The organism is Coprococcus comes ATCC 27758, from assembly GCF_025149785.1.
Lineage (GTDB): Bacteria > Bacillota > Clostridia > Lachnospirales > Lachnospiraceae > Allocoprococcus > Allocoprococcus comes.
On sequence record NZ_CP102277.1, the window covers coordinates 214,809 to 239,590 of the forward strand.

Sequence of the window (24,782 nt, forward strand, 5' to 3'; positions counted from 1 at the left end):
GAGTATAATGTATAAAGTAGAACTTAAATTTGATACAAGCAAGCTCGCTCCGGAAACGGTAAATCAGATGTGTGAACAGGCAGATCAGATTTTTGAGCAGGAGGATTTAAGCTGTGCAGTCAAAGCCCTTGGAAGCAGGATTTATCTTGACCGGGGACGCAAGCAGGACTATGGAAGATTCTGGGCAGCAATCTTTCAGTTGAAAAACTCCGTAGGAATTGCAGAGAATTTGTTAGAGTGTTTCTGGTATAACGGAACAGAAAAGGAGAACCTGATTACAGACTTTATAAGGAACTAACAGATGGACAGCTTACAGAGGAAAGGCATCAATTTTGACCTGAATACACAAGCACTAAAGGAATATTATCCGAAAGGTGACTGGCATAATGCATATGCGGATGTAAGGGACTTTTTTGAAGCAAACGGATTTGAGCATATTCAGGGATCGGGATATCATTCGGTGGAAGCAATGTCAGAAGCAAAAGCCATGGCAGTTATTTATCAGATGACAAAAGAATTTCCATGGCTCAATTATTGTGTGAATGTGTGTACCATATCAGATGTACCGGAACTGTTTGATATCTCGCATGTATTTGCCAGAGAAGCGGAACGGTTGGAAAAGAAAAATGCATGATTTGACAAATTATTTCCAATATGTTATATTCATCTCAAGCAAAAAAGGGAGTAGCTGAACGCCTTGAAAGAGGTGGTTTTGTAACCGACAACCGGTATCGAGAGATACCCGTAGCAAATGAGATAGCAAGACTTTTATTGTGGCAGAGGTCATGATAGGAGTCTTTTTTTATTATGAAATATAGAAAATCTGCCGCAATAGTCTGCTAAAAAGAAAGAGAGGATAAACGATGAGTAACGAAATGATGAAACGGGAAATGCAGGAAGCAGTACAGGCAGGGGAGCGGGCGCTTCAGAGCCTTTACGCAGCAAGGGATAAGTTGGGAAGTGCGAGAAACTGGGGCATTTTTGATATGCTTGGAGGAGGCTTTATCAGTGACTTTGTGAAGCATTCTAAAATGAATGACGCAGCTGCGTTGATGGAACAGGCGAAAAGCGATATTCAGCGTTTTCAGAGAGAATTAAGAGATGTGCAGGTTTCCTTGGATCTGCGCATGGAAATCGGCAGTTTCCTTTCCTTTGCGGATTTCTTTCTGGACGGGCTGGTGGCAGATTATATGGTGCAGAGCAAGATTGCAGATGCAAGAGAACAGGTGGATGATGCCATCAACCGGATAGAAAAGATACTTGCTGATGTGAAAAATCGGATGAATGGGGAGGTGTAGCATATGGGATGCCTGGGAAATGTGTTGTGGTTTGTGTTTGGCGGCGCAGTCAGTGGGCTGAGCTGGTGTCTGGCAGGTTGTCTCTGGTGTATTACCGTTGTGGGGATTCCGGTGGGGATGCAGTGTTTTAAATTTGCGGCGCTTAGTTTTTTCCCCTTTGGAAAAGAGGTGCAGTATGGTGGCGGAGCTGGTTCGTTCCTTTTGAATATCATCTGGCTGATTGTATCCGGTCTGCCTCTTGCACTGGAGCATCTGGCGTTGGGTACAGCTTTATGTGTGACGATTATCGGAATCCCGTTTGGTTTACAGCAGTTTAAACTGGCGAAACTGGCATTGATGCCGTTTGGTGCGGAGGTGTATTAAGATGCGATTATTTGATAAAAGGACACCGCTTCAGAAGGAGTGGGAAAAGCTGGAAGTACAGGAGCAGAGATTCCTTCAGAAGCGTTCAGAGAAAAGGGAGAGCATTCTGAATCAGAAACTGGAGGAAAAGATACCGCCGAAACTTCAGAAAACATTGGATACCGCTTTTGCGAAGGCATTTGCTCTGATTTTCGAGAAAGGAACCGGGGTTATTGAAAAGACGTATCAGCGGACAAAACTGGAGCAGGATTATCAGGTGCGGCAGTATATGGCGGATGTAAAGCAGAATTCCAAATCCCTCCGCTCTTTTTCTAAAAAGGCAAGAGATACGGGAACAAAGAATTTACTGCTATCCGGTGTGTCTGGAATCGGGATGGGCGTATTGGGAATCGGTCTGCCGGATATTCCGGTATTTACAGGGATGATTTTAAAGAATATTTATGAGACTGCTCTGCAGTATGGATACAGCTATGAAAGCAGGGAAGAAAAATATTTTATCTTATTATTGATCCGGGGAGCAGTATCCTATGGGGATACACTTTGTGAGATTGACGGGAAAGTAAATGAATTTATCAGAAACGGAATACTGCCGGAAGAGTATCAGGATAAGGAGCAGATCGAACAAACGGCGGGAGCTTTGTCAAAAGAGCTTCTGTATATGAAGTTCTTACAGGGAATTCCGGTGGTTGGTGCTGTAGGCGGAGCTTATGATGCAGTCTACATGAAACGGATCACAGAGTATGCAGAGCTGAAATACCGGCACAGGTATCTGGCGGGGCGGAAAAAGGCAGAGAATGGACAATTATGTAAAAGGTGTAAAAGTTATAGAGATATATGATGCCGCAAATAAGGAATTGCTGGTAAAGTATGATGATAAGCATAATATAGACAAGGTTATTTCTGCTTTAAATATAAAATCATGGAAAGAGACAGAAAAAAGCATAGGTATGAACCCTAAATATACCATAAAATTTTATTGCGATACTACGAACCAAGATGAAGAAAAAGATATAAAAGAAATTACCCTTTATGAAAATGGGGAATATGCTACGATTTTTATTACTTCTCCTGGCGGAGTAAAACAAAACTATAAAACGAGCATTGATATTTCTGAATTGGTTATCTAATAATATTTGTGTAATGAGAATGAAAATCTAATTCTTTCAAGTTTAACTAAGACATTCCCGGAGCAAATGCTCATGTACGGTAAGGAAGCAAGCAACCGAAAACAAGAGATAGACCGCCAGCACTACACTATTCCGAACCAAAGACCAAAAGATAAGCATTGTGGGAAAATCTAAACTTTTGGATTTTCCTACAATGCCAACTACGGCGGAATCCCTCCCACTCCTTATATCTTTCTGTATACATTGAATTTGTATTTAGTAAAATGCAGACAACACCACGGATCGGCTTTTGGTTGGACAATTCCAACCAAACACCACAGCAGACAGCAGAAAACATTCTGAACGCTAGGAAGCCGGTATGATTGTTACATATAAGGGGAAGAAAAATTTCTTTTAGGTACTTGCTTTCCTAAAACTGATGTGATACAATGATTTAATCCAGAAAAGGAGTAAAAAATATGCGGCAAGGTATTCTTAAATAAAACTATAATCAAATAGTGGGAACAAAGGATTATGATAGCTCCTTTTGTAGGGGCTTAGTTTTTTGTACCCAATTTAAGAATACTTTTGCCTTATCAATTTTGACATATCCCCAAAAACAGCAATCACAAACAGGTGTATGCTGTATATGTGTATGTCCGCAACTTATAATCCCCAGTGGTAAAAGTATTTTACTGCTGGGGATTTTTATGCCCTTTGGGGCTGTAAAGGGAGGACAATCACATGAAAATAATCAATATTGGAATTCTTGCCCATGTAGACGCTGGAAAGACGACCTTGACGGAGAGCCTGCTATATGCCAGCGGAGCCATTTCAGAACCGGGGAGCGTCGAAAAAGGGACAACGAGGACGGACACCATGTTTTTGGAGCGGCAGCGTGGGATTACCATTCAAGCGGCAGTCACTTCCTTCCAGTGGCACAGATGTAAAGTTAACATTGTGGATACGCCCGGCCACATGGATTTTTTGGCGGAGGTGTACCGCTCTTTGGCTGTTTTAGATGGGGCCATCTTGGTGATCTCCGCTAAAGATGGCGTGCAGGCCCAGACCCGTATTCTGTTCCATGCCCTGCGGAAAATGAACATTCCCACCGTTATCTTTATCAACAAGATCGACCAGGCTGGCGTTGATTTGCAGAGCGTGGTTCAGTCTGTTCGGGATAAGCTCTCCGCCGATATTATCATCAAGCAGACGGTGTCGCTGTCCCCGGAAATAGTCCTGGAGGAAAATACCGACATAGAAGCATGGGATGCGGTCATCGAAAATAACGATGAATTATTGGAAAAGTATATCGCAGGAGAACCAATCAGCCGGGAAAAACTTGCGCGGGAGGAACAGCAGCGGGTTCAAGACGCCTCCCTGTTCCCAGTCTATCATGGCAGCGCCAAAAATGGCCTTGGCATTCAACCGTTGATGGATGCGGTGACAGGGCTGTTCCAACCGATTGGGGAACAGGGGGGCGCCGCCCTATGCGGCAGCGTTTTCAAGGTTGAGTACACCGATTGCGGCCAGCGGCGTGTCTATCTACGGTTATACAGCGGAACGCTGCGCCTGCGGGATACGGTGGCCCTGGCCGGGAGAGAAAAGCTGAAAATCACAGAGATGCGTATTCCATCCAAAGGGGAAATTGTTCGGACAGACACCGCTTATCAGGGTGAAATTGTTATCCTTCCCAGCGACAGCGTGAGGTTAAACGATGTATTAGGGGACCAAACCCGGCTCCCTCGTAAAAGGTGGCGCGAGGACCCCCTCCCCATGCTGCGGACGACGATTGCGCCGAAAACGGCAGCGCAAAGAGAACGGCTGCTGGACGCTCTTACGCAACTTGCGGATACTGACCCGCTTTTGCGTTGCGAAGTGGATTCCATCACCCATGAGATCATTCTTTCTTTTTTGGGCCGGGTGCAGTTGGAGGTTGTTTCCGCTTTGCTGTCGGAAAAATACAAGCTTGAAACAGTGGTAAAGGAACCCTCCGTCATTTATATGGAGCGGCCGCTCAAAGCAGCCAGCCACACCATCCATATCGAGGTGCCGCCCAACCCGTTTTGGGCATCCATAGGACTGTCTGTTACACCACTCTCGCTTGGCTCCGGTGTACAATACGAGAGCCGGGTTTCGCTGGGATACTTGAACCAGAGTTTTCAAAACGCTGTCAGGGATGGTATCCGTTACGGGCTGGAGCAGGGCTTGTTCGGCTGGAACGTAACGGACTGTAAGATTTGCTTTGAATACGGGCTTTATTACAGTCCGGTCAGCACGCCGGCGGACTTCCGCTCATTGGCCCCGATTGTATTGGAACAGGCATTGAAGGAATCGGGGACGCAGCTGCTGGAACCTTATCTCTCCTTCATCCTCTATGCGCCCCAGGAATACCTTTCCAGGGCTTATCATGATGCACCGAAATACTGTGCCACCATCGAAACGGCCCAGGTAAAAAAGGATGAAGTTGTCTTTACTGGCGAGATTCCCGCCCGCTGTATACAGGCATACCGTACTGATCTGGCCTTTTACACCAACGGGCGGAGCGTATGCCTTACAGAGCTGAAAGGATATCAGGCCGCTGTCGGTCAGCCGGTCATCCAGCCCCGCCGTCCAAACAGCCGCCTGGACAAGGTGCGCCATATGTTTCAGAAGGTAATGTAAAGATACATAATCGTCAAGACGGCAACAATCAGAAGTTATGGAGGGTAACAATGGAATATAGTAAGGAAGATTTAATGGAAGCAAAAAAGCAAATTTGGGGAGTGGGAGAGAACATGGGAACAGAGGAAAGTAAAAAAATCTGGGAGGAGAACGCACAATTTTGGGATAATGCAATGGGTGACGAATCTAATGAATTTCACAGAGAGGTAGTGCGTCCCAAAGTAACGGAACTTCTATCTCCTAATCCTGCGGATTACATTTTGGATATTGCGTGTGGCAATGGAAATTATTCTTCGTATCTTGCACAAAGAGGCGCTTCGGTTGTCGCTTTTGATTACAGCAAAAAAATGATAGAATTGGCTAAAAGACGGCAATCACAATATGCAAAACAAATTGAATTTTGTGTGGCGGATGCGACCGATAGAAAAAGTATATTAGAATTAAAAAGAAATCGAGCCTTTACGAAAGCAGTTTCTAATATGGCAATTATGGATATTACGGATATTGAACCACTTCTTATGGCTGTTTATGAACTGTTGCAGGAAAGCGGAATTTTTGTCTTTGCAACGCAACACCCTTGTTTTGTCACGTTGACTGAAAAATATATGACACCGCACAGTTACTATGATATAGCGATTGAAGGGCAACCGAAAGAGCAGATTTATTATCATCGTTCCATACAAGATATTTTTAACCTTTGTTTTAGAGCTGGATTTGTCATTGATGGATTTTATGAAGAATGTTTTAAAACCAACAAAGAAATTCCTATGGTAATGATAGTAAGGCTTAAGAAGGTAAAACGTGATAGCTTAAAATAAATTCAAGTTTGTCGGGTAAATAGCAAACCCAGCCGAGCCAGTCAACGGTCAAGATGAACGGCGCATATGCGCAGCCGTTGACAGCCCCGCCCGCCTTTGCTGGTAGGCAATCAAGGGGCGACAGCAAGAAGTGCCACCGCCCCGCACTATTATTCAGAAAGGGGAATTTCCATGACCGACCAGATAGCCTATCAAGAATATATCCAGCGCAGGTACAACGCCTTTTGCAAGACTGTTATCCGCTGTGCCGCCTTGGACAAGATTTTGAAGCTTAAACGGCAATGGGAACGGCAAGTTTCCCTTGACTATCTGATGAACGAGAAGTTTGTCCAGTTTGCCGCGTCGGAGCCGGACGAGGAATACCCATTTACCGTCTGCGGTCAGACCGTCCTGCTCTGCAACGCCGCCCTTGCCGACGCGATCTCTGTTTTGCCGGAGCAGACGCGGGAAGAAATCCTGCGCTATTACTTTCTGCGCCAGCCGCAGCGCGTGATCGGCGCGTGTATTGGCCGGTCACGCAGCACAGCGGGGCGGCATATCCAGCTTGCCTTGCAGCGGCTACGCGAAGAAATGGGGGTGAGCCGGTATGAGTAGACTTCTCCCCTATGAAACAATCCTCAAAGCCCGTGAGGGCGACCCAGAAGCCGTGAACGCTGTCCTGCTCCACTACGCCGGATATATCCGCTATTTCTCAAAAGTGAACGGGCAGGTCAACGCCGAGGTGGAGGACTATGTAAAGCAGCGGTTAATTGACTGTCAATTCAAGTTCCGGCTTGACGAACCACCGGACAAGTCATAAAAACTGAATACCAGCCGCCACCGACGCGGCCAGCGAAAGCAGTAAGTCTTGAAAAAGATTTACTGCTTTTTTTGTTGTCCGGCTCCGCTCCCGGCCATTTTGCCCCCTGCCGGTTGTAGTAGTAAGCGAGGAGGGAATTTTTCTGCCCTGGTGTTTGGCATTTGGAGCATTTACCCGTAGTAGAGGGCAAAGAGAAAGGATTTCTCCAACACCGGGTAGAAACCACTGCGTCCGGTGTCATTTTAGCGAAAGCGGGCAGGAATGCCCTTTACAGGATTAGTAGTAGCAGAAAAAGAGAAACAAACTTTTGTGGTTGCAGTTTTCCAAAAAAGTGGCGGACGGAAGTGAGAGAAAGTTTGCAGTCACGGAGAGCAAGTTTCTACCACGGTGCCAAAATCCGCAATTCTGCAGTTTTGCCCCTCGCGGGAAACTTGTTGGGGAGTGCCTTCCCCAAACCCTGCTCATGCGCCCTTACGGGCGAGAAAGGAGGTCACACCATGCGAAAGAAATACAACACGCCCCACCGCAGCCGCGTTGTGAAAACCCGGCTGTCCGAAGATGAGTATGCCGACTTCACAGCGCGGCTTGCGCCCTATGGTATCAGCCAGTCCGAATTTCTCCGGCAGGCGATACGGCGGGCGACCATACGCCCGGTTGTCCATGTGTCGTCGGTCAATGACGAGTTGCTTTCCGCTGTCGGGAAGCTGACAGCCGAGTACGGCAGGATCGGCGGCAACCTCAATCAGATTGCCCGGTATCTGAACGAATACGGCGTACCCTACAACACCCTTTCCGGCGAGGTACGCGCCGCCATATCCGACCTTGCCGTCCTCAAGTATGAAGTCCTCAAGAAAGTAGGTGACGCGGTTGGCAACACTCAAGCATATCAACTCTAAAAACGCCGACTACGGAGCCGCCGAGCAATATCTTCTCTTTGAGCATGACGAGTTTACCATGAAGCCCGTCCTTGATGAAACCGGCAGGCTTATCCCCCGCGAGGACTACCGGCTGTCCACGCTGAACTGCGACGGGGAGGATTTTGCCGTTGCGTGTATGCGGGCCAATCTCCGCTATCAGAAAAACCAGCGGCGGGAAGATGTGAAAAGCCACCACTACATCATCAGCTTTGACCCGCGGGACGGGCCGGACAACGGCCTGACCGTAGACCGGGCGCAGGCGTTGGGGGAACAATTCTGTAAAGAGCATTTTCCCGGCCACCAGGCCCTTGTCTGCACCCACCCGGACGGGCATAACCACAGCGGCAACATTCATGTGCATATCGTCATAAACAGCCTGCGGATTGAGGAAGTGCCGTTCCTGCCCTACATGGACAGGCCGGCCGATACGAAAGTCGGCTGCAAGCACCGATGTACCGACGCTGCCCTGCGCTACTTCAAATCCGAAGTCATGGAGATGTGCCACCGGGAGGGGCTTTATCAAATCGACCTCTTGAACGGCAGCAAGAACCGCGTCACCGACCGGGAGTATTGGGCGCAGAAAAAGGGACAGGCCGCGCTGGACAAGCAGAACGCCCCCATGATTGCCGATAGTATCACGCCCCGGCAGACCAAGTTTGAAACGAACAAGGAGAAGCTGCGGCAGACCCTACGGAAAGCCCTTGCCACCGCCGCCAGCTTTGACGAGTTTTCCTCTCTGTTGCTGCAGGAGGGTGTGACCGTCAAGGAGAGCCGGGGGCGGCTTTCCTACCTCACGCCGGACAGGACAAAGCCAATTACCGCCCGGAAGCTGGGCGACGATTTTGACCGCGCCGCTGTCTTTGCCGTTTTAGAGCAAAACGCCGCCAGAGCAGCCGAAGCGCCAGCCAGATCCCCCGATCCCCCACGCACCATAAAAGACCGCTTGCAGGTTGCCAGAGCCGAGATAGCCGCCCCGAAACAGGACGGAGTGCAGCGGCTTGTGGACATTGAGCAGAAAATGGCCGAGGGCAAAGGCCGGGGCTATGAACGCTGGGCGAAGATACACAATCTGAAGCAGGCCGCCAAAACGCTGTCCGTCTACCAGCAATACGGCTTTACTTCCCCGGAGCAGTTAGAAGCCGCCGTTGACACCGCCTATCAGAAAATGCGCCAGACCAGCGGCGAACTGAAAGCACTGGAAACGAAGCTGCAAGGGAAAAAGAAGTTGCAGCGGCAGGTGTTGGCCTACGCCCAGACCAAGGCCGCCCGCGACGGGCTGCGGGCACAGAAATCCGAGAAAGCCCGCGCCGCATACCGGCAGGCCCATGAGAGCGATTTTATCATAGCCGACGCAGCAGCCCGGTATTTCAAGGCGCATGGCATTACCAAGCTGCCCGCCCGGAAAGCGTTGCAGGCCGAGATCGAGCAGCTTATCTCCGAGAAAGACGGCCTGTATAACACCTATCACGAACAGAAACAGCGGTTCAAGGAGTTGCAGACCGTCAAGCGGAACATCGACCAGATTTTGCGCCGGGACGAGCCGCACCGCAGAAAGGAGCAGAGCCATGAGCGATAACCTGCCCCACATGGACTACCGCCAGCACCGGCGGGCGCGGCGGCTGGTACATGAGTGCTGTAACTACGATGAGGGGAACTGCCTGCTATTGGACGACGGGGAGCCTTGCGTGTGCGTCCAGAGCATTTCCTTTTCCCTCATGTGCCACTGGTTCCGTGTGGCTGTCCTGCCCCTTGACGGGGAGCTGGCCGCAGCCCTCTTGTGCCGGGGAAGCCGGAAACGGTGTGCCGTCTGCGGGGCGGCCTTTGTCCCCAAATCCAACCGGGGAAAATACTGCCCCGACTGCGCCGGGCGCATGAAGAAAATCAAAGCCGCCGAGAGAAAGCGGAAACAAAGGCAGAGATGTCACGCTTTAGAGCCTTTCAAACCCGCATAAATCAAGGCTTTTTTCGTGGGTGTCAAAGGGTACGCGATACATTTATCCTTTTCCCCCGGAAACGGCGTTTTAATGCGTGACAATACGCCAAAATCAACCCGAACACAGGGAGGTGATCCTATCGCTGATTATATCAGGGCAGACACGCGGCTGCCCGCCTATCTGCCGTATCCCCGTTTCCTGCTGAAAATGGAGATTTCACAGACCGCCAAGCTGCTGTATTCGCTGCTGTTAGACCGTTCCACCCTCTCCCAGAAAAACAAGTGGCTGGACGACGAGGGCAGGATTTATATTATCTATCCCATCGCGGAGATAGCAGAAATACTGGATAAAGGCAGCACCACCATCAAGGGGGCGCTTAATGAACTGGACACGGCGGGGCTGTTGGAACGGGAACGGGGCGGCTTCTCCGCACCGAACCGGCTTTATGTCAAAGTACCGCCAGTGCCACAGGTACAGTTTTCAGACCAACTGATGGCCGGAAGTCCGCCCCTCATAGAGCCGGAAAACCGTCCTACTGATGGTCAGAAAACCGACCTTATGATGGTCGGAAAACCGTCCCCTAACCAAACTACTATAAACAACCTTACAGAGAGCCAAACAAAGGGAGTGAGTGGGGGGCCGTCCGCGCCCTATGGCCGATATGGAAATATTTTTCTGTCACAGACCGAATACGACGAGTTGCAGGCAGAGTACCCTGACAGGCTGGAACGGTTCATCGAGGAAATGAGCCGCTACCTTGCCGCCAACGGGAAAAGCTACCAGAACTATGCCGCCGCCCTGCGGATATGGGCGGGGAACGACAAAAAGGAAGCCCCTAAAAAGGGCATACCAGACTACTCATGCAAGGAGGGCGAGAGTTTATGAAGAATGAAATCAACGCGGTTTTGGAGAATATGACGACCACCATCCCGGAGCCGGAGGACTACACCGGCGAGGACGGTTTACTGTACTGCGGCAAGTGCCGCAAGCCGAAAGAAGCCTATTTTGCGCCGGATAAGGCCGCTATCTTCGGGCGCGACCGCCACCCGGCAGAGTGCGACTGCCAGAGAACCGCCCGCGAGGAACGGGAAGCCGCCGAAAAGCGGCGCAGACACCTTGACACCGTGGAAGAACTGAAACGCCGGGGCTTTACCGACCCCACCATGCGGGACTGGACTTTCGAGAACGACAACGGCAGGAACCCGCAGACCGGGCTTGCCCGCCGGTATGTGGAGCATTGGGAAGATATGCGGACAGACAATATCGGCTGCCTGTTCTGGGGCGGCGTAGGCACCGGCAAAAGCTACCTTGCAGGCTGTATCGCAAACGCCCTCATGGAGAAAGAAATCCCCGTCCGCATGACGAACTTTGCTCTTATCCTCAATGACCTTGCCGCCAGCTTTGAGGGGCGCAACGAGTACATTTCCCGCCTTTGTCGTTATCCGCTGCTGATCCTTGACGACTTCGGCATGGAACGCGGGACGGAATACGGGCTGGAACAGGTGTTCAATGTGATTGACAGCCGTTACCGCAGCGGCAAGCCGCTGATCGTCACGACCAACCTTACGCTGGACGACCTGCACAACCCGGAGGACACCGCCCATTCCCGGATTTATGACCGCCTGCTTTCCATGTGCGTCCCGGTACGCTTTACCGGCGACAACTTCCGGCAGGAAACCGCCAAGCGGAAAATGGAGAGCATGAAGAAACTGATTACCGACTGAAAGGAGTATTGCCTATGGCAGATAACAAGCAGCACGACACCCGCACCACCCGCCGCCCTGACTGTGTGACGGAAATCCGCATGGGCAATTCCGTCCTTGTCGTGTCCGGCTATTTCAAGAAAGACACCACAACCACAGCCGCCGACAAAATGGCGCGGGTACTGGAAGCGGAAGCCGCTGCTACACAGGAGCCGACTTATCCGGCGTGAACCGGGGCATGGAAAAGCGGCCATGCCAGGGAGCATGACCGCTGGAACGAAAATCGGAAGTGCTTTAGCAATTCTTAATCTCATTCTCTATAAAATAATTTGCAATTTCAAAGACTTTTATTCTTCTCTTTGCCAATGTGATTTGTGATTTATAACGCTCGGAATTATCCTTTGATTCAAATGTTTTTACTGTTTCTCTTAGCTTGTGCAGAGTTGAATCAATTTGCCTTTTGGCCGCGGTTAATTCATCTATTGTATACTTCATGTTTTCTCCTTTAACTTCTGATTTTTTTGTTAAATCAGAGTATACCACGGAGTTATGAACTTTTCTACTGCAAATATGGGACGACAACCCATACCATAAAAATCGGAAAATTGAAAAGCTGTAAAGAAGCAAATTTAACGCTTTTGCCGCTGTACAGCCCCCGCCGTTCCGTGGTACAATGAAACCACGGAATAGTGGGGCTGGCTGTCGGAAACGGAGGATTTTATGTTAAGACAAGCCACCCAAAACCTCATTACCGCCCTTTATCCGAGATTGTCCCACGAGGATGAATTGCAAGGCGAGAGTAATTCCATATCGAACCAAAAAAGGATACTCGAAACCTACGCAAAACAGAACGGCTTTACCAATCTGCGCTGGTACACCGACGACGGTTTTTCCGGCGCGAACTTCCAGCGGCCCGGATTTCAAGCCATGCTTGCGGACATTGAAGCCGGGAAAGTGGGTACGGTCATCGTCAAGGACATGAGCCGGTTAGGGCGAAACTACTTGCAGGTAGGGTTTTACACGGAAATGCTGTTCCCTCAAAAGGGTGTGCGTTTTATCGCTGTCAACGATAATGTGGACAGTGCCAGCGAGGGCATGGACAACGATTTTACCCCGCTGCGAAATCTGTTCAATGAATGGCTGGTGAGAGATACGAGCAAGAAAATCAAGGCAGTGAAAAAGTCAAAAGGCATGAGCGGCAAGCCTGTTACCAGCAAGCCGGTTTACGGCTATGTGATGGACGAGGACGAGAATTTTATTATAGACGAGGAAGCCGCCCCGGTGGTGCAGCAGATTTACCAGCTTTGCCTTGCCGGGAACGGCCCGACCAAGATTGCCCGTATGCTGACGGAGCAGCAAATCCCCACGCCGGGGACGCTGGAATATCAGCGGACAGGCAGCACCCGCCGTTATCACCCAGGCTATGAGTGCAAATGGGCGACCAACACCGTCGTTCATATCCTCGAAAACCGAGAGTACACCGGATGTCTGGTGAACTTCAAAACGGAAAAGCCTTCTTATAAGGTCAAGCACAGCATAGAGAACCCCGTCGAGAAGCAGGCCATTTTCGAGAACCACCATGAGCCGATCATCGACAAGGAAACATGGGAACGGGTGCAGGAGTTACGCAAACAGCGCAAACGCCCGAACCGCTACGATGAAGTGGGGCTGTTCTCCGGGATTTTGTTCTGCGCCGACTGCGGCCATGTGCTGTATCAGCAGCGGTATCAGAACAAAGACCGCAAACAGGACTGCTACATCTGCGGCAGCTACAAGAAGCGCACCCGCAACTGTACGGCGCACTTTATCCGCACCGATCTGTTGACCGCTGGTGTCCTGGCAAATCTCCGGCAAGTGACCGAATACGCAGCCAAGCATGAGAGCCGGTTTGTGAAACTACTTGTCCAGCAGAACGAGATCGGCGGCAAGCGAAAGACCGCCGCAGCCATCAAGCAGCTTGAACAGGCGCAGGAACGCATTTCTGAAATCAGCCGCATTATCAAGCGGCTGTATGAGGACAATGTAAACGGCAAAATCAGCGATGAGCGTTTCATGGAACTGTCGGCTGACTACGAAGCCGAGCAAGCGGAGCTGAAAAAGAGAGCCGCCGCCCTGCAAGCCGAACTGGACAAGTCACAGGCAGCTACCGTCAACGCCGAGAAATTTATGGGCATTGTCCGCAAGCACCTTGCCTTTGAAGAACTGACCCCCACTCTCTTGCGGGAAATGATCGAGAAAATTGTGGTGCATGAGTGCAGCTATGATGAGAACGGCACCCGCAGGCAGGACATTGAGATTTATTACAGCTTTGTCGGCAAGATTGACTTGCCCGAATAACCGCCCGACCTATCCGACACAATGGCCAAGTGTCGGATAGGAACGGCAAAATTTTTTGCACTTCTATTGCTTCTTTATCACACATAAGCAAATGCTCATGGCATTGAAGCGGATACAAACACTATTGTTTGATAGAAATAAGAGAGGTTATTTATAATAAAATGAGCCGCCAGAACTGTAGGGGTGATGCAGTACGGGCGGCTCATTTTCTATCTAAACGGATGTATCCGGAAGTTCCGGCAGTTGATCGGTGAGTTCTTCATATCCGAGAATATCTCCGGCACATGGCATCGATTGCCCTGTTCCCTGCTGTGGTTTCCGGAAGTACAGCCGATACCGATGTCCCTCTAGGAGTTTGATATTCTTTTCCAGTGAGAAGGCGTATTCCTTTCCGTTATCACTGGCAAACCAATATTGCTGGTTTTTCCCGAAGAGTGTCTGTTCCCGTTTCGTGCAGCTTACGTCCAGTGACAGATAAGCATGTGTATGGATCAGGTGGTAGAAACTGAGTGCACGCAAGATGCTGCAGATTCCGATGAGGAGGCTCATGAGGATAAAGAGCCGGTCATGGGTGGCGATCCCGAAGATGCACCCAAAAAGTACACAGAAAAAGCCGATTGCACTGATGGCAACCAGCTTTGTGAAAAATGGTTTTGGCATAAGGTTCCTTCCTTTAACATGTATGAAATGTGATTTGTTTATTCAGGTACAAATTAGCAATAGCCTGCAGCACTGGATACTGGGTATGGTGAATCTGGACATCATCCACAAGTGTTTGGTAAGTTGTCTCCGGTTCTGTGTATAACTCATCCATAATATCCGATTCGTTGTGGATTACTTTTTCCTGCTCCATACTTGTGACAAGCTCAGCGGTCGTGAGGGATACCTTATCAGCCAGCTTCAGAATGGTATCTTCCATCGGTGAAGAGGGTTTCTTCTTTAAATATCTGCCAAACTCTTTTGCACCAATAGTTCCTTCCAGATAAAGCTGAACGCAGCCAAAGAGCCGGATGGGAAAGGTATCCTTCAAGGGAATAATGGTCAGACTGCCGAGAAGGCGATATAAGGCATCCACCCCTGTCAGTCCAATTCCGCTTACAACCAGACCGCGTAAGGAAAGTCGGTTCAGATAGTGTTGGAAGGATAAGCCTTTCGGACCTTCTTTCTGTATCTGGCGCAGGGTATAGGCATCCTGGAGTTCATGGAGCGTCAGAATCTGGAAGGCAAGACAGCTCCAGAGCAGCAGCTCGTCATCCGATAGTCCATATTCTTGTCCATCGTTGATTACAAGAGGAATGGATTTTCCGCCTGTCGTTTTTTGAAATTTTAAGGTTCCGACAGCAGTATAAAGTGTCAGCATAAAAGTTCCCTCCTTCAAGGTTAAGTCAGAAGTGCATAGAGTGCATCATCCTGCTGTAATAGTTTCCGTGCTTTGCTCTGCCATGCCCGTACACGATTGGCTGGTACTTGGTAGTGTTTTGCCAAGTCAAAGCTGGTATATCCCTGCTGTTGCAGATAGAGGGCTACAATTCCCTTCTGAATAGTTGAGGACTGTCCGGTGCCAAGCTGGGTTAAATGCTCAAGAAGCAAGGTCTGGTTTGTGTCCTTTTCCGGGTGAGTTGTTTGTGTATCCTCGTAGGAAAACAAATCACGATAATGGAGATGTTCATCTTCAGATGATGCTTCGTCCAGAGAACAGAGCATGGAGCGGTCACGGGCAATTTTCCGCCAGTAGTCAAAGATGGCATGACGGATGATAGTTTTGGCATAAGGCTGGAATGATCTTCCTTCCTCAAATCCGACAGCCGACCGGCACAAAGCCAGATATCCAATCTGACATAATTCCTGTTGTTCTTCCTCAGTTACATAGGCAGCGGTGCGGGTCATGGAACGAATCATGATCGGAACCAGATCCATGGATTTTTCCACCAGTTGTTTTTGCTTTTTATTTAGTGGTAAGGTCATCATCAATCACCGCCTTTCAGCTGGCTGCCCGGAGGCGGAAGGGAATATGGTTGTTCTTTAAAACATCTGCGGATTCCCGAATGAGCTGGTCGCACATATAGTTGCTGAACTGTCCGATGTGAGCCTGCTTATCTGTCAGACAGAACTTATCTGCCACCCAGCGATATGCTTCCGGTTTGGAAAGGATGCCCTGTTGCCAGATCTGATCGAAAATTCGATGTGCCTGAATCCGCTTTTGACGAAGCTCCCGGTTGGCGAGCGTTCCTTTTGGTATCTTGGTTCCCGGATGTACCCCGACATAGGAATTGCAGGATGGATAGTGGGAGCAGACATAAACCTGTCCGCCATGAGAATGCGTTCCATATACAAAGGATGCATCTCTTAATATTGCTGTTCCGCCGCAGTAAGGGCAGCGGATGATTTTTGGTTTCTTCATCTGTTTTCACCTCGCTTGTACATACACGATACGTAACGTGTACGTGAATAACCAGTACGTACTGTATACTTATATTGTAAGTAAGCAGGTGATGAATTCCCATAGGACGCAAGCGGATACTGATCCCAGATTCGGACTAAATGGCACGAATCCCCATTTTTCAGATGCCGGGATAGAAAATTGCTCGGATGAGCGGGAATAAGCCGCTGTCTGTGAAACGTGGATAATTAACCGGTGTAAAGATGAACTTCTCACAGAAAATCCGTAGCAGGAATAAGCTGATCAGTACCAGACAGAGCAGGTAAGTGTTCCTGCGCCTTCTGGTCCATGGCTTTTTCGGACGGAATTTCACATACAGGACAAAAATCATGGGAATAAATATCAGGTTCGTAAAGACCTGATCGATACATTGGATGATTGAAATTACGTTTAACATAGGCAGTGCCTCCTTTCTTTACATATCCTGTACGTATAAGAGCCTGAAAGTGCAACTTTTTGTTACCAGTCATATTGCTGGTTCTCCTGAAGCCGGAGCAGTGCCGGAATGGGACATGGCTTTAAAGGCAGCTTCTGAGCGGCCAGATAGGGCAGATAAAGCTCTGTAAAAGCAGCAATGCTCATGCTTCCGGTACATTCGGTTGGCTCCGGTATCCGGGGAAACAAAAGCGCTGCATCTGAAAGAGGGAGGATGCAGGGGCTTCCCGTTTCATCCGGATGGAATAAAAAGCCAGAGTTCTCACAGCTTTCCTGTGCGTTACAAGTGCGGCACCAGACGTAGATACAGGAGTGCCAGTTCCCTTCACAGAGGTTCAGAAAATGACGGATGTGCTTGGCATCTGTCTTGCAGTGGGGGTGTTTCATATTCATCACCTACTAAAGAAGCAGGCAGTTCCATGTGGGAGCTGCCTGCAGGAGTCTTCGTTATGAGTTACTGATGTTTCTTTTTGCGTTTGAAGTAAACGATGCCCAGGACACTTGCACCTGCAAGTGCAGCTATGGCGATTCCGGCATACAGGAGAAGCGGCGTCTCATCGCCGGTCTTTACAGGCGGAGCTACCGGAGGCGTCTCCGGTTCTTTCGGAAGCTCCGTCATGTGTACGGTCTGACCTTCATCCTTCAGATCCTCATGGGAAGCAATCTCATGCTCGGTTTTTCCGTCTGTATAGTAGAGCTTTTCAAAGACAACCACATCCTGTCCGGCAAGAGCAGAAGCGTCGAAGGTAAAGGTAACTTCCACAGAGCCGCCAGCTTTTTTTGCTTTAAATTCTGCCTGAGCGGTAACTGGTTTTCCGTCTTTTAACAAAGCCTCTCCGGTTTCCTTATTCATCAGGGTTCCGATGACTTTGTACTCAGATCCAGGCATCAGACCATGATAAGTGACCGTATCTACGATAGTCGCTTCCTTGGAAGCAGAGACATCCTGATCCCCGTCACTGCCGTCTTTGGCTGTGGTTTTGATTTCCGGGAAGTAGATGGTCTGGTTGGCATCTTTGATGTCCGCATGTACCGCTACTTCGTGATCTTCAAAAGTCATTGTTTCAAATGCCACGAGCGTTTTTCCGGAAAGTGCAGAGGCATCAAAGGTAAAGGAAAGCTCTACGCTGCCGTTAGCTTCTTCCGGAGTGAAACTTGTTTCTGCAGTCACAGCTTTGCCATCCACATCGAAAGGTTTTTCGGTTTCCGCATCCATGAGTGTTCCTGTCAGCTTGTACTCTTTGCCTGGGATCAGGTTTTTGTATTCCACAAGGTCTGTAAGCGTCAGTTCTTTTTCCGGTTTTGCATAGTGTGTGCCGGAAGCAGCATCTGTTGCAGTGGTTTTGATTTCCGGGAAGTAAATAGTCTGTCCTTCATCCGCAATGTCTGTGTGTACGGCAACTTCCTTGTCTTTGTAAGCCAGGGATTCAAAGACAACTACTGTTTTCCCTTTTAAGGAGCTGGCATCAAAGGTAAAGGTAACATCTACCGTACCAGCGGATTCTTTTGGCTTGAAGGATGCTTTTGCTGTCACCGGTTTTCCGTCTGCTTCGACTGGTTTCTTTGTTTCTTTATCTATCAGAGTTCCAGTCACTTCATATTTCTGGTTAGGAACCAGCCCCTTAAAGGAAACCGTATCCACCAGCGTGATTTCTTCCTTTGCACAGGAAATATTGGAGTTCGTGTCCGCATCTTTCGCAGTAGTCTTGATTTCCGGGAAATAGATGGTCTGGTCTTCATCGTTGATGTCGGTATGGACTGCAAGCTGCATCTCATCCTGATATAATTCCTCGAAGACAACGGTTGTTTTTCCCTTTAAGGAAGTTGCATCAAAGGTAAAGGTTACTTTGACGGAGCCGGAGGATTTCTTTGCAGTAAATTCAGTTTCAGAAATCACCGGTTTTTCATCCACAAGGATTGGTTCCCCGGTTTTTTTATCCATTAAGGTTCCAGTCAGTTTGTATTTCTGGCCCTTTTTCAGTCCTTCGTATTCCACAACGTCTTCAATGGTCACTTCTTTTGCCGGCTGGCTCATGTGTGTACCGGTCTCGGCATCCAGAGCAGTCGTGCCGATCTCAATGGCATCATCGGTCAGAGTTCCAACCTGTATCAGAACAGAATCCTTATAAACCTTGACTTCAAAGGTTAAAAGATCCATGCCTTTGTTGGAATCACAACGCTGTTCCGCCAGAGTGTAAGTATCGTAAATGAGAGCGCCTTTGGAATCATCCGGTTTGGAGGTGCCGAACCAGATGCCGTCTTCCGAAGACTCACCCCGGTTGGTATTTGCGGTATGTTTGTTCCATTTGGAGGAAGTGCTGGCATAACCGTTGGCATCTGTCACAATCACATGGCTTTCGCCTGTTGTTTTGGAAGTGATCTTAAATGGCACATTTGCCAGACGGTTCTGGCTGCCGTCAGCAATCTTGACAAATTCCAGATCCCCGCGGATGACCTGATTGGAGATGGAATTGTCTTTTGCAGTCAGTTCCACGATTTTTCCCTGTTCTGTGATGTCAAATTCTACAGAGATCTTTCCGCTGTTCAGATAACCGGAAGGTGCAGTTGTTTCATCCACACGGTAATGTCCGAATGGGAGAGCATCTTTTGCAGTTGCAGCAGAACCGGATTTATCGGCAGTAAGTGTAAGGACAACCTGATCTTTCGTGTAGGATGTTCCGTCTACTAATACCGGATTTTCATTTAACGTAGTGATCGCAAAGACAGTACCTTCCAAAGTGGCAGAACCCTGCGGTTTTGCTTCTCCGGTCTCGCTGTCACGTTTCTGGATCTTCACTCCGCCACGGATGACAGATTCTTCTATGGTAGAAGACTGGTATACCGAAACCATTTCCTGCTTACCGTCACCTGTAATTTTCTGTACGAAGACAGTTGGATTGAGCTGGTATCCGGCAGGGGCTTTGCTTTCCTGTACCGTTATGGTACCGAGCGGAAGACAGACGGTCTTGCCATCACTGGTATAGTAAAAGGCATCGCCGCTTACAAAGGAATCTTTGGTAAAATGCATCTTTCCGGAAACATCTGTTTTTAATACCCAGGTACGTGCCGGTTTCTTTCCAGCTTCCGCAGGATCACTGTCAGACTGCTCGGTATAGAACTTGACTGTAAATTCTGCGTTTGCAAGGGAAGCTGCTCCCTGTGGGGAGGCTTTCTTTGTTTCGGCATCCAGCTTTTCAAGCACCAGATTCATGGGATTATTCTGCGGAATATCTGTTACGTTTGCAGCAGAAGTCTGTTCTGCTTTTACGGTGACTTTGTGAGCTTTGGTGTCTACAATGTAGCCTTTGGAAGCAGAGAGCTCTTTTATGGTATAATCGCCTTCCTCCAGTTCGCCGGATCTGGCATACCCGTTTTCATCAGTGGTCAGTTTCTGGATGAGCTTCTCACCCTGATAGATCCCATACACAGCACCCTTTAAGCTGTAATTCGGATTCCCGTCCGATACGCTTCCGTTGGCAGAAGATTTTTTCAGTTCGATCCAGCCGTTTGGAACCTGATACCAGCTTCCGGCAATGGTCTGGCTGCCCTGTCCCGGAACGATGAATGCCCGGAAGCCTTCCGGCGGGTTCGGAAGTCCCTGAATGGCACTGGCTACTTCCAGTGCTTTATCAATATAGGACTGCGGGGCGCCATGGAAAGCTCCGGTGTCAGCGGAATTACCGGCATAGATGTAAGCGACAACCAGATGTCCGATGACATAGCTGTTATCATCACTCCAGCCACTGAAATATTTATCCTTGACGACTTTATCGTAGCCGTAACCGCCGTTTAAGTAGTAGAGCGCTTTTCTGAGCGGGGAGTTCTGGCTTAAAAGGTCATAGGAATAGGAACCAGAGGAAGGTGTTTTCTTCAGTGGTTCCACGCAGTAGGCAGTATTGCTCCCGTCAAAGCTCATGCGGGAGGTAAAATAGCTGCCGTAAGGGATATTGGCACCTGCCTTATAGCTGATGGTGCCGTCGGCTGCATGAACCGGAAAACTGCCGGAAAACAATGCGCCGACTGCGACAAGGACTGCCAGCAGCATAGCCAGCGTCCGTCTGGTATAGGATTTGTATGTCTGTAACATAAGTCTCCTCCTTCTTGAAGTTCAAATGAAAAGGGCAGCGTCAGTGCTGCCAAAAGTTACACAGCCTGTTTCTTCTGTTTCGCAAGGATTTCCAGAAGCTCCTGCCGATCTGTGGTAATCAGCTCCTTTTCCAGATTGGAAGCCTTAAATTCCACAGTGATGTTATTGTTGTTGGTTGAGATCAGACCGTTGCCCCGCTGGAAATGGGTGATGTTCATTACTTCTGTTTCCGATAGATGCAGGATAGTCTTCACCCGCTGTGCCTCTTCATCCTCCATGTTCAGGATAATCTTGGTCTTGCAGTTATTGATGATACCCTTGCCGTACTTCCCGTCATCCAGAGCAAAGAAGTCGTTTAAATCCTGTGTGGCAAAGATGCCGGCTCCGGAGTAAGCACGGATGATCTTGGCAATCTCCAGTACGAATTCCGCTGCAAGCCGGTTGCTGGATGCACCGATGAGCTGCCAGACCTCATCGACAAAGATGGCTTTCTCTTCGGTACGGTTTTCCTTCGCTTTATCCCAGACATAATCCAGGGCAACGAACATGCCGACCGTTAAAAGATCGCTGGAACCGGTCAGTTCGGAGATATCCAGTACCGTATATTTATTGGTCAGGTCCACATTGGTCTGCTGGTTAAAGGAAGAAGCAGAACCGTGAACCAGGCGGTTCAGGATATGAGCCAGACGTTTGGTATCCTCGCTTTCCAGCAGGACATTGTAGACATCCTCCAGAATGGGCATCTTTTTGTACTGCTCCGGATGCTGCGGATCTGTCAGGGATTCATTTTTATGTGTAATCCCTTTTCTGGCATAGGTTTTGATTAGGGCTTCATCCAGAAGCTGCTTCTCCTCATGGGACATATCCGGGATCAGCAGACTGAAGAAGATGTGAAGCCTTTGGATCTTGCCTGCCAGTGCGGAGGCATCCAGTGTCGGTCCGTCCAGCAGTTCATTTACAGAATTGTCTACCTTCCGGATTTCCATGATGTTGATACAGTTCTTACTGGCAGGAGAGATCTGGATAAATTCTCCGCCGACATTCCTTGCAGCCCGGTAAAATTCGTGTCCCTTTAGCGGAGCGATGATGAACACCTGGATGCCTTTTCTTCGCATCCTTAGTGCCATGGTCTGCATGGTGAAGGTCTTTCCTGCTCCCGAACAGCCTAAGATACAGATGTTGCTGTTCTTGTACTGCCTGGAATCAAAGATATCCGCAATGACCAGGGAATTGTTATGCTTGTTTACCCCAAAGAGGATTCCGTTATCATCGCAGATACTGTAGCTGACGAAGGGATAGCAGCTTGCCGCCCCGGAAGTCAGTACGTTCCGCTTGGACAGCTTAAAAAGCTTCTTGTCCAGATTTGCCAGCGGCAGAGAGGATAAAAATCCCTGCTCCTGTAAAAAGTAGCAGGAGTGTAAGTTCATATCCTGCGAGATCAGGAGCTTTTTCATTTCCTGAATCCGCCACTGCAGTTCTTCCAACGTGGAAGCAGTAATGGTGATGAGAAGATTCATGTAATAGAAATCTTCGTTGTTGGCAAGTCCCTGCTTCAGAAAATATCCGGAGCGGATGGCAGAATCCAGATCGTCATAATCAGTGTTGGTATCGGACGCATCCTTTAATTTGGAACGGTTGATACGGATCTGCTGACCGAGACGCTGCTGAATCTTGTCCTTTGGCTGTTTCTGGAGAAAGAAATCAATATCAATCCCTTCCCCGGCATTGACAAGGAGTGACAGCCATCCGGGAGTTACCCGGTTTTTGTAGCCGTCAGACGGCACAAGCAGGTAGGAATGGTAAAGCCCATTGATCTGCACATAATGGGAGTGCTTGAAATCCACACTTTCCGGTGCGAGAAACTCGTTGATCCGGATGTGATCCAGTTCCTCCATGCGATTTTCCTTTGTATAGGCGGACAGTACAGTGCTGATCCGGTTCGAAAGCGGAACCTCCGTACAAAGGGTACGGTTTAAAAGGGTGTAGAGAACATCCGTAGTAAATTCATCCTCATTGTCATGGGAGACCACTTCATTCCCGCACTGGTATAGAAAGGTTTTGGCGGTCTGGGAGGCTGTCTCAAGAGCAGCAAGGATTTCCCGTTCCTCTTCCTTTCGGTTTGCGTTGAATGGTTCATATTCAAAGATCAGAAAGAACCGTCTGGATACTGCTTCTCTGGAACTTAAGTTCTGGACAAACTGGATGTAGTCACGCTGCAGTTCCTGACAGTGGGGATCGGTTTCCCGCTCCAGCTCCAGCTGGGACTGCTCCAGATGCTTATTGATGTCTGCTTTTTTGGAGATCATCTTGATCTGGAGTTTGACAGGGCTGATCTTTAAGTAACTGATAAAGCTGTAGATAATGCCCTGCTGTTCCCTGGCACTTCGAAGCAGAAAGTTGATTGGTTCAATCTCCAGGATCTTCACGTACCGTCCGTCTGTGGTATAGACGATTCCGTTTGCGATTTTTTCCACCGGAAGATAATCCTCCAAGGTCTGGTCTTTCTTTCGCTTTTTCCGGGAAACGGGTTTTGACGTGGCAGATGAGGTGTCCTCCTTGGAAACCACCTTTTTTTTCTGCTCTTTTTTTGCAGCCCGCTTTTCGGAAACTGCCCGTTTTTCTTCCTCCTTTCGTCTCCGGGCTTCCGTTTTTTTCTGTATTTTTATCTGTTTCGCCGCCTCTTTTTTCTGTCGGCTGGCTTCTTTCTGCTCCCACTTCAGATAACGGATATCTTCCTTTGCCTGTTTTTTGATGCCCCGCTTGGTGGAGGTATCAAACTGCCGGTGTTCTTTTTTTTTACTTTTTGGCGGAGCTGGTGCGTCCGGTTCAGACTGTGGGGGAGCCGATGCCATTACTTTGGAAGGCTCTGCCATTTTTTCTGCTTTCCGGTGTTTCTTTGTCTTTGGCTCTTTGAAACGTGGTTTCCTGCGTGGCTTTCCTTCCGGAAGACTGTCGGACCTCCAGATTACCCTGCGGTTCACTACAAAACGCAGGGCATTCATCAAAAAGGCAGTGATGCTCTCCCCGCCGATTCCAATCAGGGCTACCATTGCCGCTGGAAGTGCGGTCATGCAGAGAATGATGATGCGGGCAGTCAGGGACAGCGGCAGGTGGAAAACAGGGATACCGATTGCCAGGGAAAGAACAATGCTTTCTATGGCATTGCGGATGTCAAAAGTTCCGTTTAGGATCTTGCCTTTCTCAATGAAGTTGGAAGGGATAAAGGAAACCGGTGTTTCTTCTGGCTGTGTCATGGCTGCACCTCCTTTTTCGTATCTTTCGCATCTTCGGAAGGCACAGAGGCACTGCCGGATTCTGTGTCCGGAGCTTCCGGGCTGTCAGAAGTATCCGGATACCCGCCTTCCTGCAGGTGTTCAATGTCCTGCGAAGTCAGGGACGGCAGGGAATCATCGGTTTGCTTTTCGTAAACAGTCGTATCTGCAGAGACCTGTACCCCGTCTTCTCCAAATAAAAACACACCCGTCGGGGTGTGGTAGGTAACCGGAAGCGTATCCTGATCGGAAAGTGAAAACATCAGGCAGACGGTTGTTTCGGTAGGGTAGCTGGTTTTTTCCGGCAGGAAGGTGATGCTTGTCTGTTCTTTTTTGACATACTCTTTTAGGTAGACAGGAAACTGCCCTTTGAGAGAAGCAATCTGGCTGTCGGAGAAAAATGCTTTTAAAGCATCAAAATCCAGATATTCCGGCATGGGGGTATCAGAATTTGTTTCTGTTGTTTCCTTTGCCGGTTCCCTGCCTTTGTTTCCGGAAGCTTCTTTTTTCTGGCTTTTCCAGAAACTGGGGAGAACCAGTCCGGCAAGCAGCAGAAACAGCATCAGAAAAATGGAAAGAATCACTTTTGTTCTGTTCATAATGGCTCCT

At 49.0% G+C, this 24,782-nt stretch carries 27 protein-coding genes; 17 read left to right on the top strand and 10 right to left on the bottom strand.

Annotated elements, in window-relative coordinates:
- Positions 1 to 7 precede the first annotated feature (7 nt).
- The 16 genes from NQ556_RS01125 to NQ556_RS01200 all read left to right on the top strand — a co-directional run bounded on the left by NQ556_RS01125 (position 8) and on the right by NQ556_RS01200 (position 11,832).
- On the top strand, positions 8 to 298 hold the full coding sequence (locus tag NQ556_RS01125; RefSeq protein WP_022415108.1) for a hypothetical protein: 291 nt from the start codon (positions 8 to 10) through the stop codon (positions 296 to 298).
- Positions 299 to 301: 3 nt separating this feature from the next.
- Complete coding sequence (locus NQ556_RS01130; RefSeq protein ID WP_005333489.1) at positions 302 to 634, top strand: hypothetical protein; 333 nt, start codon at positions 302 to 304, stop codon at positions 632 to 634.
- A gap of 229 nt (positions 635 to 863) precedes the next feature.
- On the top strand, positions 864 to 1,298 hold the full coding sequence (locus tag NQ556_RS01135) for a hypothetical protein (RefSeq protein WP_005333491.1): 435 nt from the start codon (positions 864 to 866) through the stop codon (positions 1,296 to 1,298).
- Between the two features lie 3 nt (positions 1,299 to 1,301).
- On the top strand, positions 1,302 to 1,661 hold the full coding sequence (locus NQ556_RS01140; protein ID WP_005333494.1) for a YccF domain-containing protein: 360 nt from the start codon (positions 1,302 to 1,304) through the stop codon (positions 1,659 to 1,661).
- Position 1,662: 1 nt separating this feature from the next.
- Positions 1,663 to 2,499, top strand: coding sequence for an EcsC family protein (locus NQ556_RS01145; protein ID WP_005333496.1), 837 nt, complete (start codon positions 1,663 to 1,665; stop codon positions 2,497 to 2,499).
- The gene (locus NQ556_RS01150) at positions 2,456 to 2,788 is read left to right on the top strand and encodes a DUF5301 domain-containing protein (protein WP_005333498.1); all 333 of its coding nucleotides are present in this window, start codon (positions 2,456 to 2,458) and stop codon (positions 2,786 to 2,788) included. The genes NQ556_RS01145 and NQ556_RS01150 overlap by 44 nt, the downstream gene beginning before the upstream one ends.
- A gap of 723 nt (positions 2,789 to 3,511) precedes the next feature.
- A complete protein-coding gene (gene tet(W), locus NQ556_RS01155; protein WP_002586627.1) occupies positions 3,512 to 5,431 on the top strand; it encodes a tetracycline resistance ribosomal protection protein Tet(W) in 1,920 nt (639 codons plus the stop codon).
- Positions 5,432 to 5,481: 50 nt separating this feature from the next.
- Positions 5,482 to 6,249 carry a class I SAM-dependent methyltransferase gene (locus NQ556_RS01160; protein ID WP_002586626.1) on the top strand — a complete coding sequence of 256 codons (768 nt, stop codon included), beginning with the start codon at positions 5,482 to 5,484 and terminating at the stop codon, positions 6,247 to 6,249.
- 171 nt (positions 6,250 to 6,420) lie between these two features.
- Positions 6,421 to 6,843 carry a sigma-70 RNA polymerase sigma factor region 4 domain-containing protein gene (locus tag NQ556_RS01165; protein ID WP_002586616.1) on the top strand — a complete coding sequence of 141 codons (423 nt, stop codon included), beginning with the start codon at positions 6,421 to 6,423 and terminating at the stop codon, positions 6,841 to 6,843.
- On the top strand, positions 6,836 to 7,048 hold the full coding sequence (locus NQ556_RS01170; RefSeq protein ID WP_002586615.1) for a helix-turn-helix domain-containing protein: 213 nt from the start codon (positions 6,836 to 6,838) through the stop codon (positions 7,046 to 7,048). The genes NQ556_RS01165 and NQ556_RS01170 overlap by 8 nt, the downstream gene beginning before the upstream one ends.
- Positions 7,049 to 7,545: 497 nt before the next feature.
- A complete protein-coding gene (locus tag NQ556_RS01175; protein WP_002596229.1) occupies positions 7,546 to 7,944 on the top strand; it encodes a plasmid mobilization protein in 399 nt (132 codons plus the stop codon).
- Positions 7,916 to 9,541 (top strand): relaxase/mobilization nuclease domain-containing protein, encoded by a 1,626-nt coding sequence (locus tag NQ556_RS01180; RefSeq protein WP_002596230.1) that lies wholly within the window; start codon positions 7,916 to 7,918, stop codon positions 9,539 to 9,541. Before NQ556_RS01175 ends, NQ556_RS01180 begins: the two co-directional genes overlap by 29 nt.
- Entirely contained in the window at positions 9,531 to 9,917 is a 387-nt protein-coding gene (locus NQ556_RS01185; RefSeq protein ID WP_002596231.1) for a cysteine-rich VLP domain-containing protein, read from the top strand. The genes NQ556_RS01180 and NQ556_RS01185 overlap by 11 nt, the downstream gene beginning before the upstream one ends.
- 132 nt (positions 9,918 to 10,049) lie before the next feature.
- A complete protein-coding gene (locus tag NQ556_RS01190; RefSeq protein WP_087325174.1) occupies positions 10,050 to 10,784 on the top strand; it encodes a replication initiator protein A in 735 nt (244 codons plus the stop codon).
- On the top strand, positions 10,781 to 11,623 hold the full coding sequence (locus NQ556_RS01195; RefSeq protein ID WP_002596233.1) for an ATP-binding protein: 843 nt from the start codon (positions 10,781 to 10,783) through the stop codon (positions 11,621 to 11,623). The genes NQ556_RS01190 and NQ556_RS01195 overlap by 4 nt, the downstream gene beginning before the upstream one ends.
- Before the next feature lie 14 nt (positions 11,624 to 11,637).
- A complete protein-coding gene (locus tag NQ556_RS01200) occupies positions 11,638 to 11,832 on the top strand; it encodes a transposon-encoded TnpW family protein (protein ID WP_002596234.1) in 195 nt (64 codons plus the stop codon).
- A 64-nt stretch (positions 11,833 to 11,896) separates the two neighbouring features.
- On the opposite strand, the gene NQ556_RS01205 is transcribed toward NQ556_RS01200, so the two are convergent.
- On the bottom strand, positions 11,897 to 12,097 hold the full coding sequence (locus tag NQ556_RS01205) for a hypothetical protein (RefSeq protein WP_044999168.1): 201 nt from the start codon (positions 12,095 to 12,097) through the stop codon (positions 11,897 to 11,899).
- Between the two features lie 225 nt (positions 12,098 to 12,322).
- On the opposite strand from NQ556_RS01205, the gene NQ556_RS01210 reads away from it, so the two are divergent.
- Complete coding sequence (locus NQ556_RS01210) at positions 12,323 to 13,939, top strand: recombinase family protein (protein WP_002596236.1); 1,617 nt, start codon at positions 12,323 to 12,325, stop codon at positions 13,937 to 13,939.
- 213 nt (positions 13,940 to 14,152) lie between these two features.
- On the opposite strand, the gene NQ556_RS01215 is transcribed toward NQ556_RS01210, so the two are convergent.
- The 9 genes from NQ556_RS01215 to NQ556_RS01255 all read right to left on the bottom strand — a co-directional run bounded on the left by NQ556_RS01215 (position 14,153) and on the right by NQ556_RS01255 (position 24,772).
- Positions 14,153 to 14,599 carry a hypothetical protein gene (locus NQ556_RS01215; protein ID WP_005333500.1) on the bottom strand — a complete coding sequence of 149 codons (447 nt, stop codon included), beginning with the start codon at positions 14,597 to 14,599 and terminating at the stop codon, positions 14,153 to 14,155.
- Positions 14,600 to 14,612: 13 nt separating this feature from the next.
- The gene (locus NQ556_RS01220) at positions 14,613 to 15,299 is read right to left on the bottom strand and encodes a hypothetical protein (protein ID WP_005333502.1); all 687 of its coding nucleotides are present in this window, start codon (positions 15,297 to 15,299) and stop codon (positions 14,613 to 14,615) included.
- A 20-nt stretch (positions 15,300 to 15,319) separates the two neighbouring features.
- On the bottom strand, positions 15,320 to 15,907 hold the full coding sequence (locus NQ556_RS01225; protein WP_005333504.1) for a sigma-70 family RNA polymerase sigma factor: 588 nt from the start codon (positions 15,905 to 15,907) through the stop codon (positions 15,320 to 15,322).
- 13 nt (positions 15,908 to 15,920) lie between these two features.
- Complete coding sequence (locus NQ556_RS01230; protein ID WP_005333505.1) at positions 15,921 to 16,340, bottom strand: DUF3268 family zinc-finger domain-containing protein; 420 nt, start codon at positions 16,338 to 16,340, stop codon at positions 15,921 to 15,923.
- A 160-nt stretch (positions 16,341 to 16,500) separates the two neighbouring features.
- Positions 16,501 to 16,776: a hypothetical protein gene (locus NQ556_RS01235; protein ID WP_008373818.1), complete on the bottom strand. Its 276-nt coding sequence runs from the start codon at positions 16,774 to 16,776 to the stop codon at positions 16,501 to 16,503.
- A 62-nt stretch (positions 16,777 to 16,838) separates the two neighbouring features.
- The gene (locus tag NQ556_RS01240; RefSeq protein ID WP_040015509.1) at positions 16,839 to 17,201 is read right to left on the bottom strand and encodes a hypothetical protein; all 363 of its coding nucleotides are present in this window, start codon (positions 17,199 to 17,201) and stop codon (positions 16,839 to 16,841) included.
- Positions 17,202 to 17,268: 67 nt separating this feature from the next.
- Positions 17,269 to 20,901, bottom strand: coding sequence for a VaFE repeat-containing surface-anchored protein (locus tag NQ556_RS01245; protein ID WP_243426629.1), 3,633 nt, complete (start codon positions 20,899 to 20,901; stop codon positions 17,269 to 17,271).
- A gap of 56 nt (positions 20,902 to 20,957) precedes the next feature.
- Positions 20,958 to 24,155, bottom strand: a complete 3,198-nt coding sequence (locus NQ556_RS01250; RefSeq protein ID WP_023921581.1) for a TraG/VirB4 family ATPase — start codon at positions 24,153 to 24,155, stop codon at positions 20,958 to 20,960.
- A complete protein-coding gene (locus NQ556_RS01255) occupies positions 24,152 to 24,772 on the bottom strand; it encodes a DUF5038 domain-containing protein (protein ID WP_023921583.1) in 621 nt (206 codons plus the stop codon). Before NQ556_RS01255 ends, NQ556_RS01250 begins: the two co-directional genes overlap by 4 nt.
- Between the last annotated feature and the right edge of the window lie 10 nt (positions 24,773 to 24,782).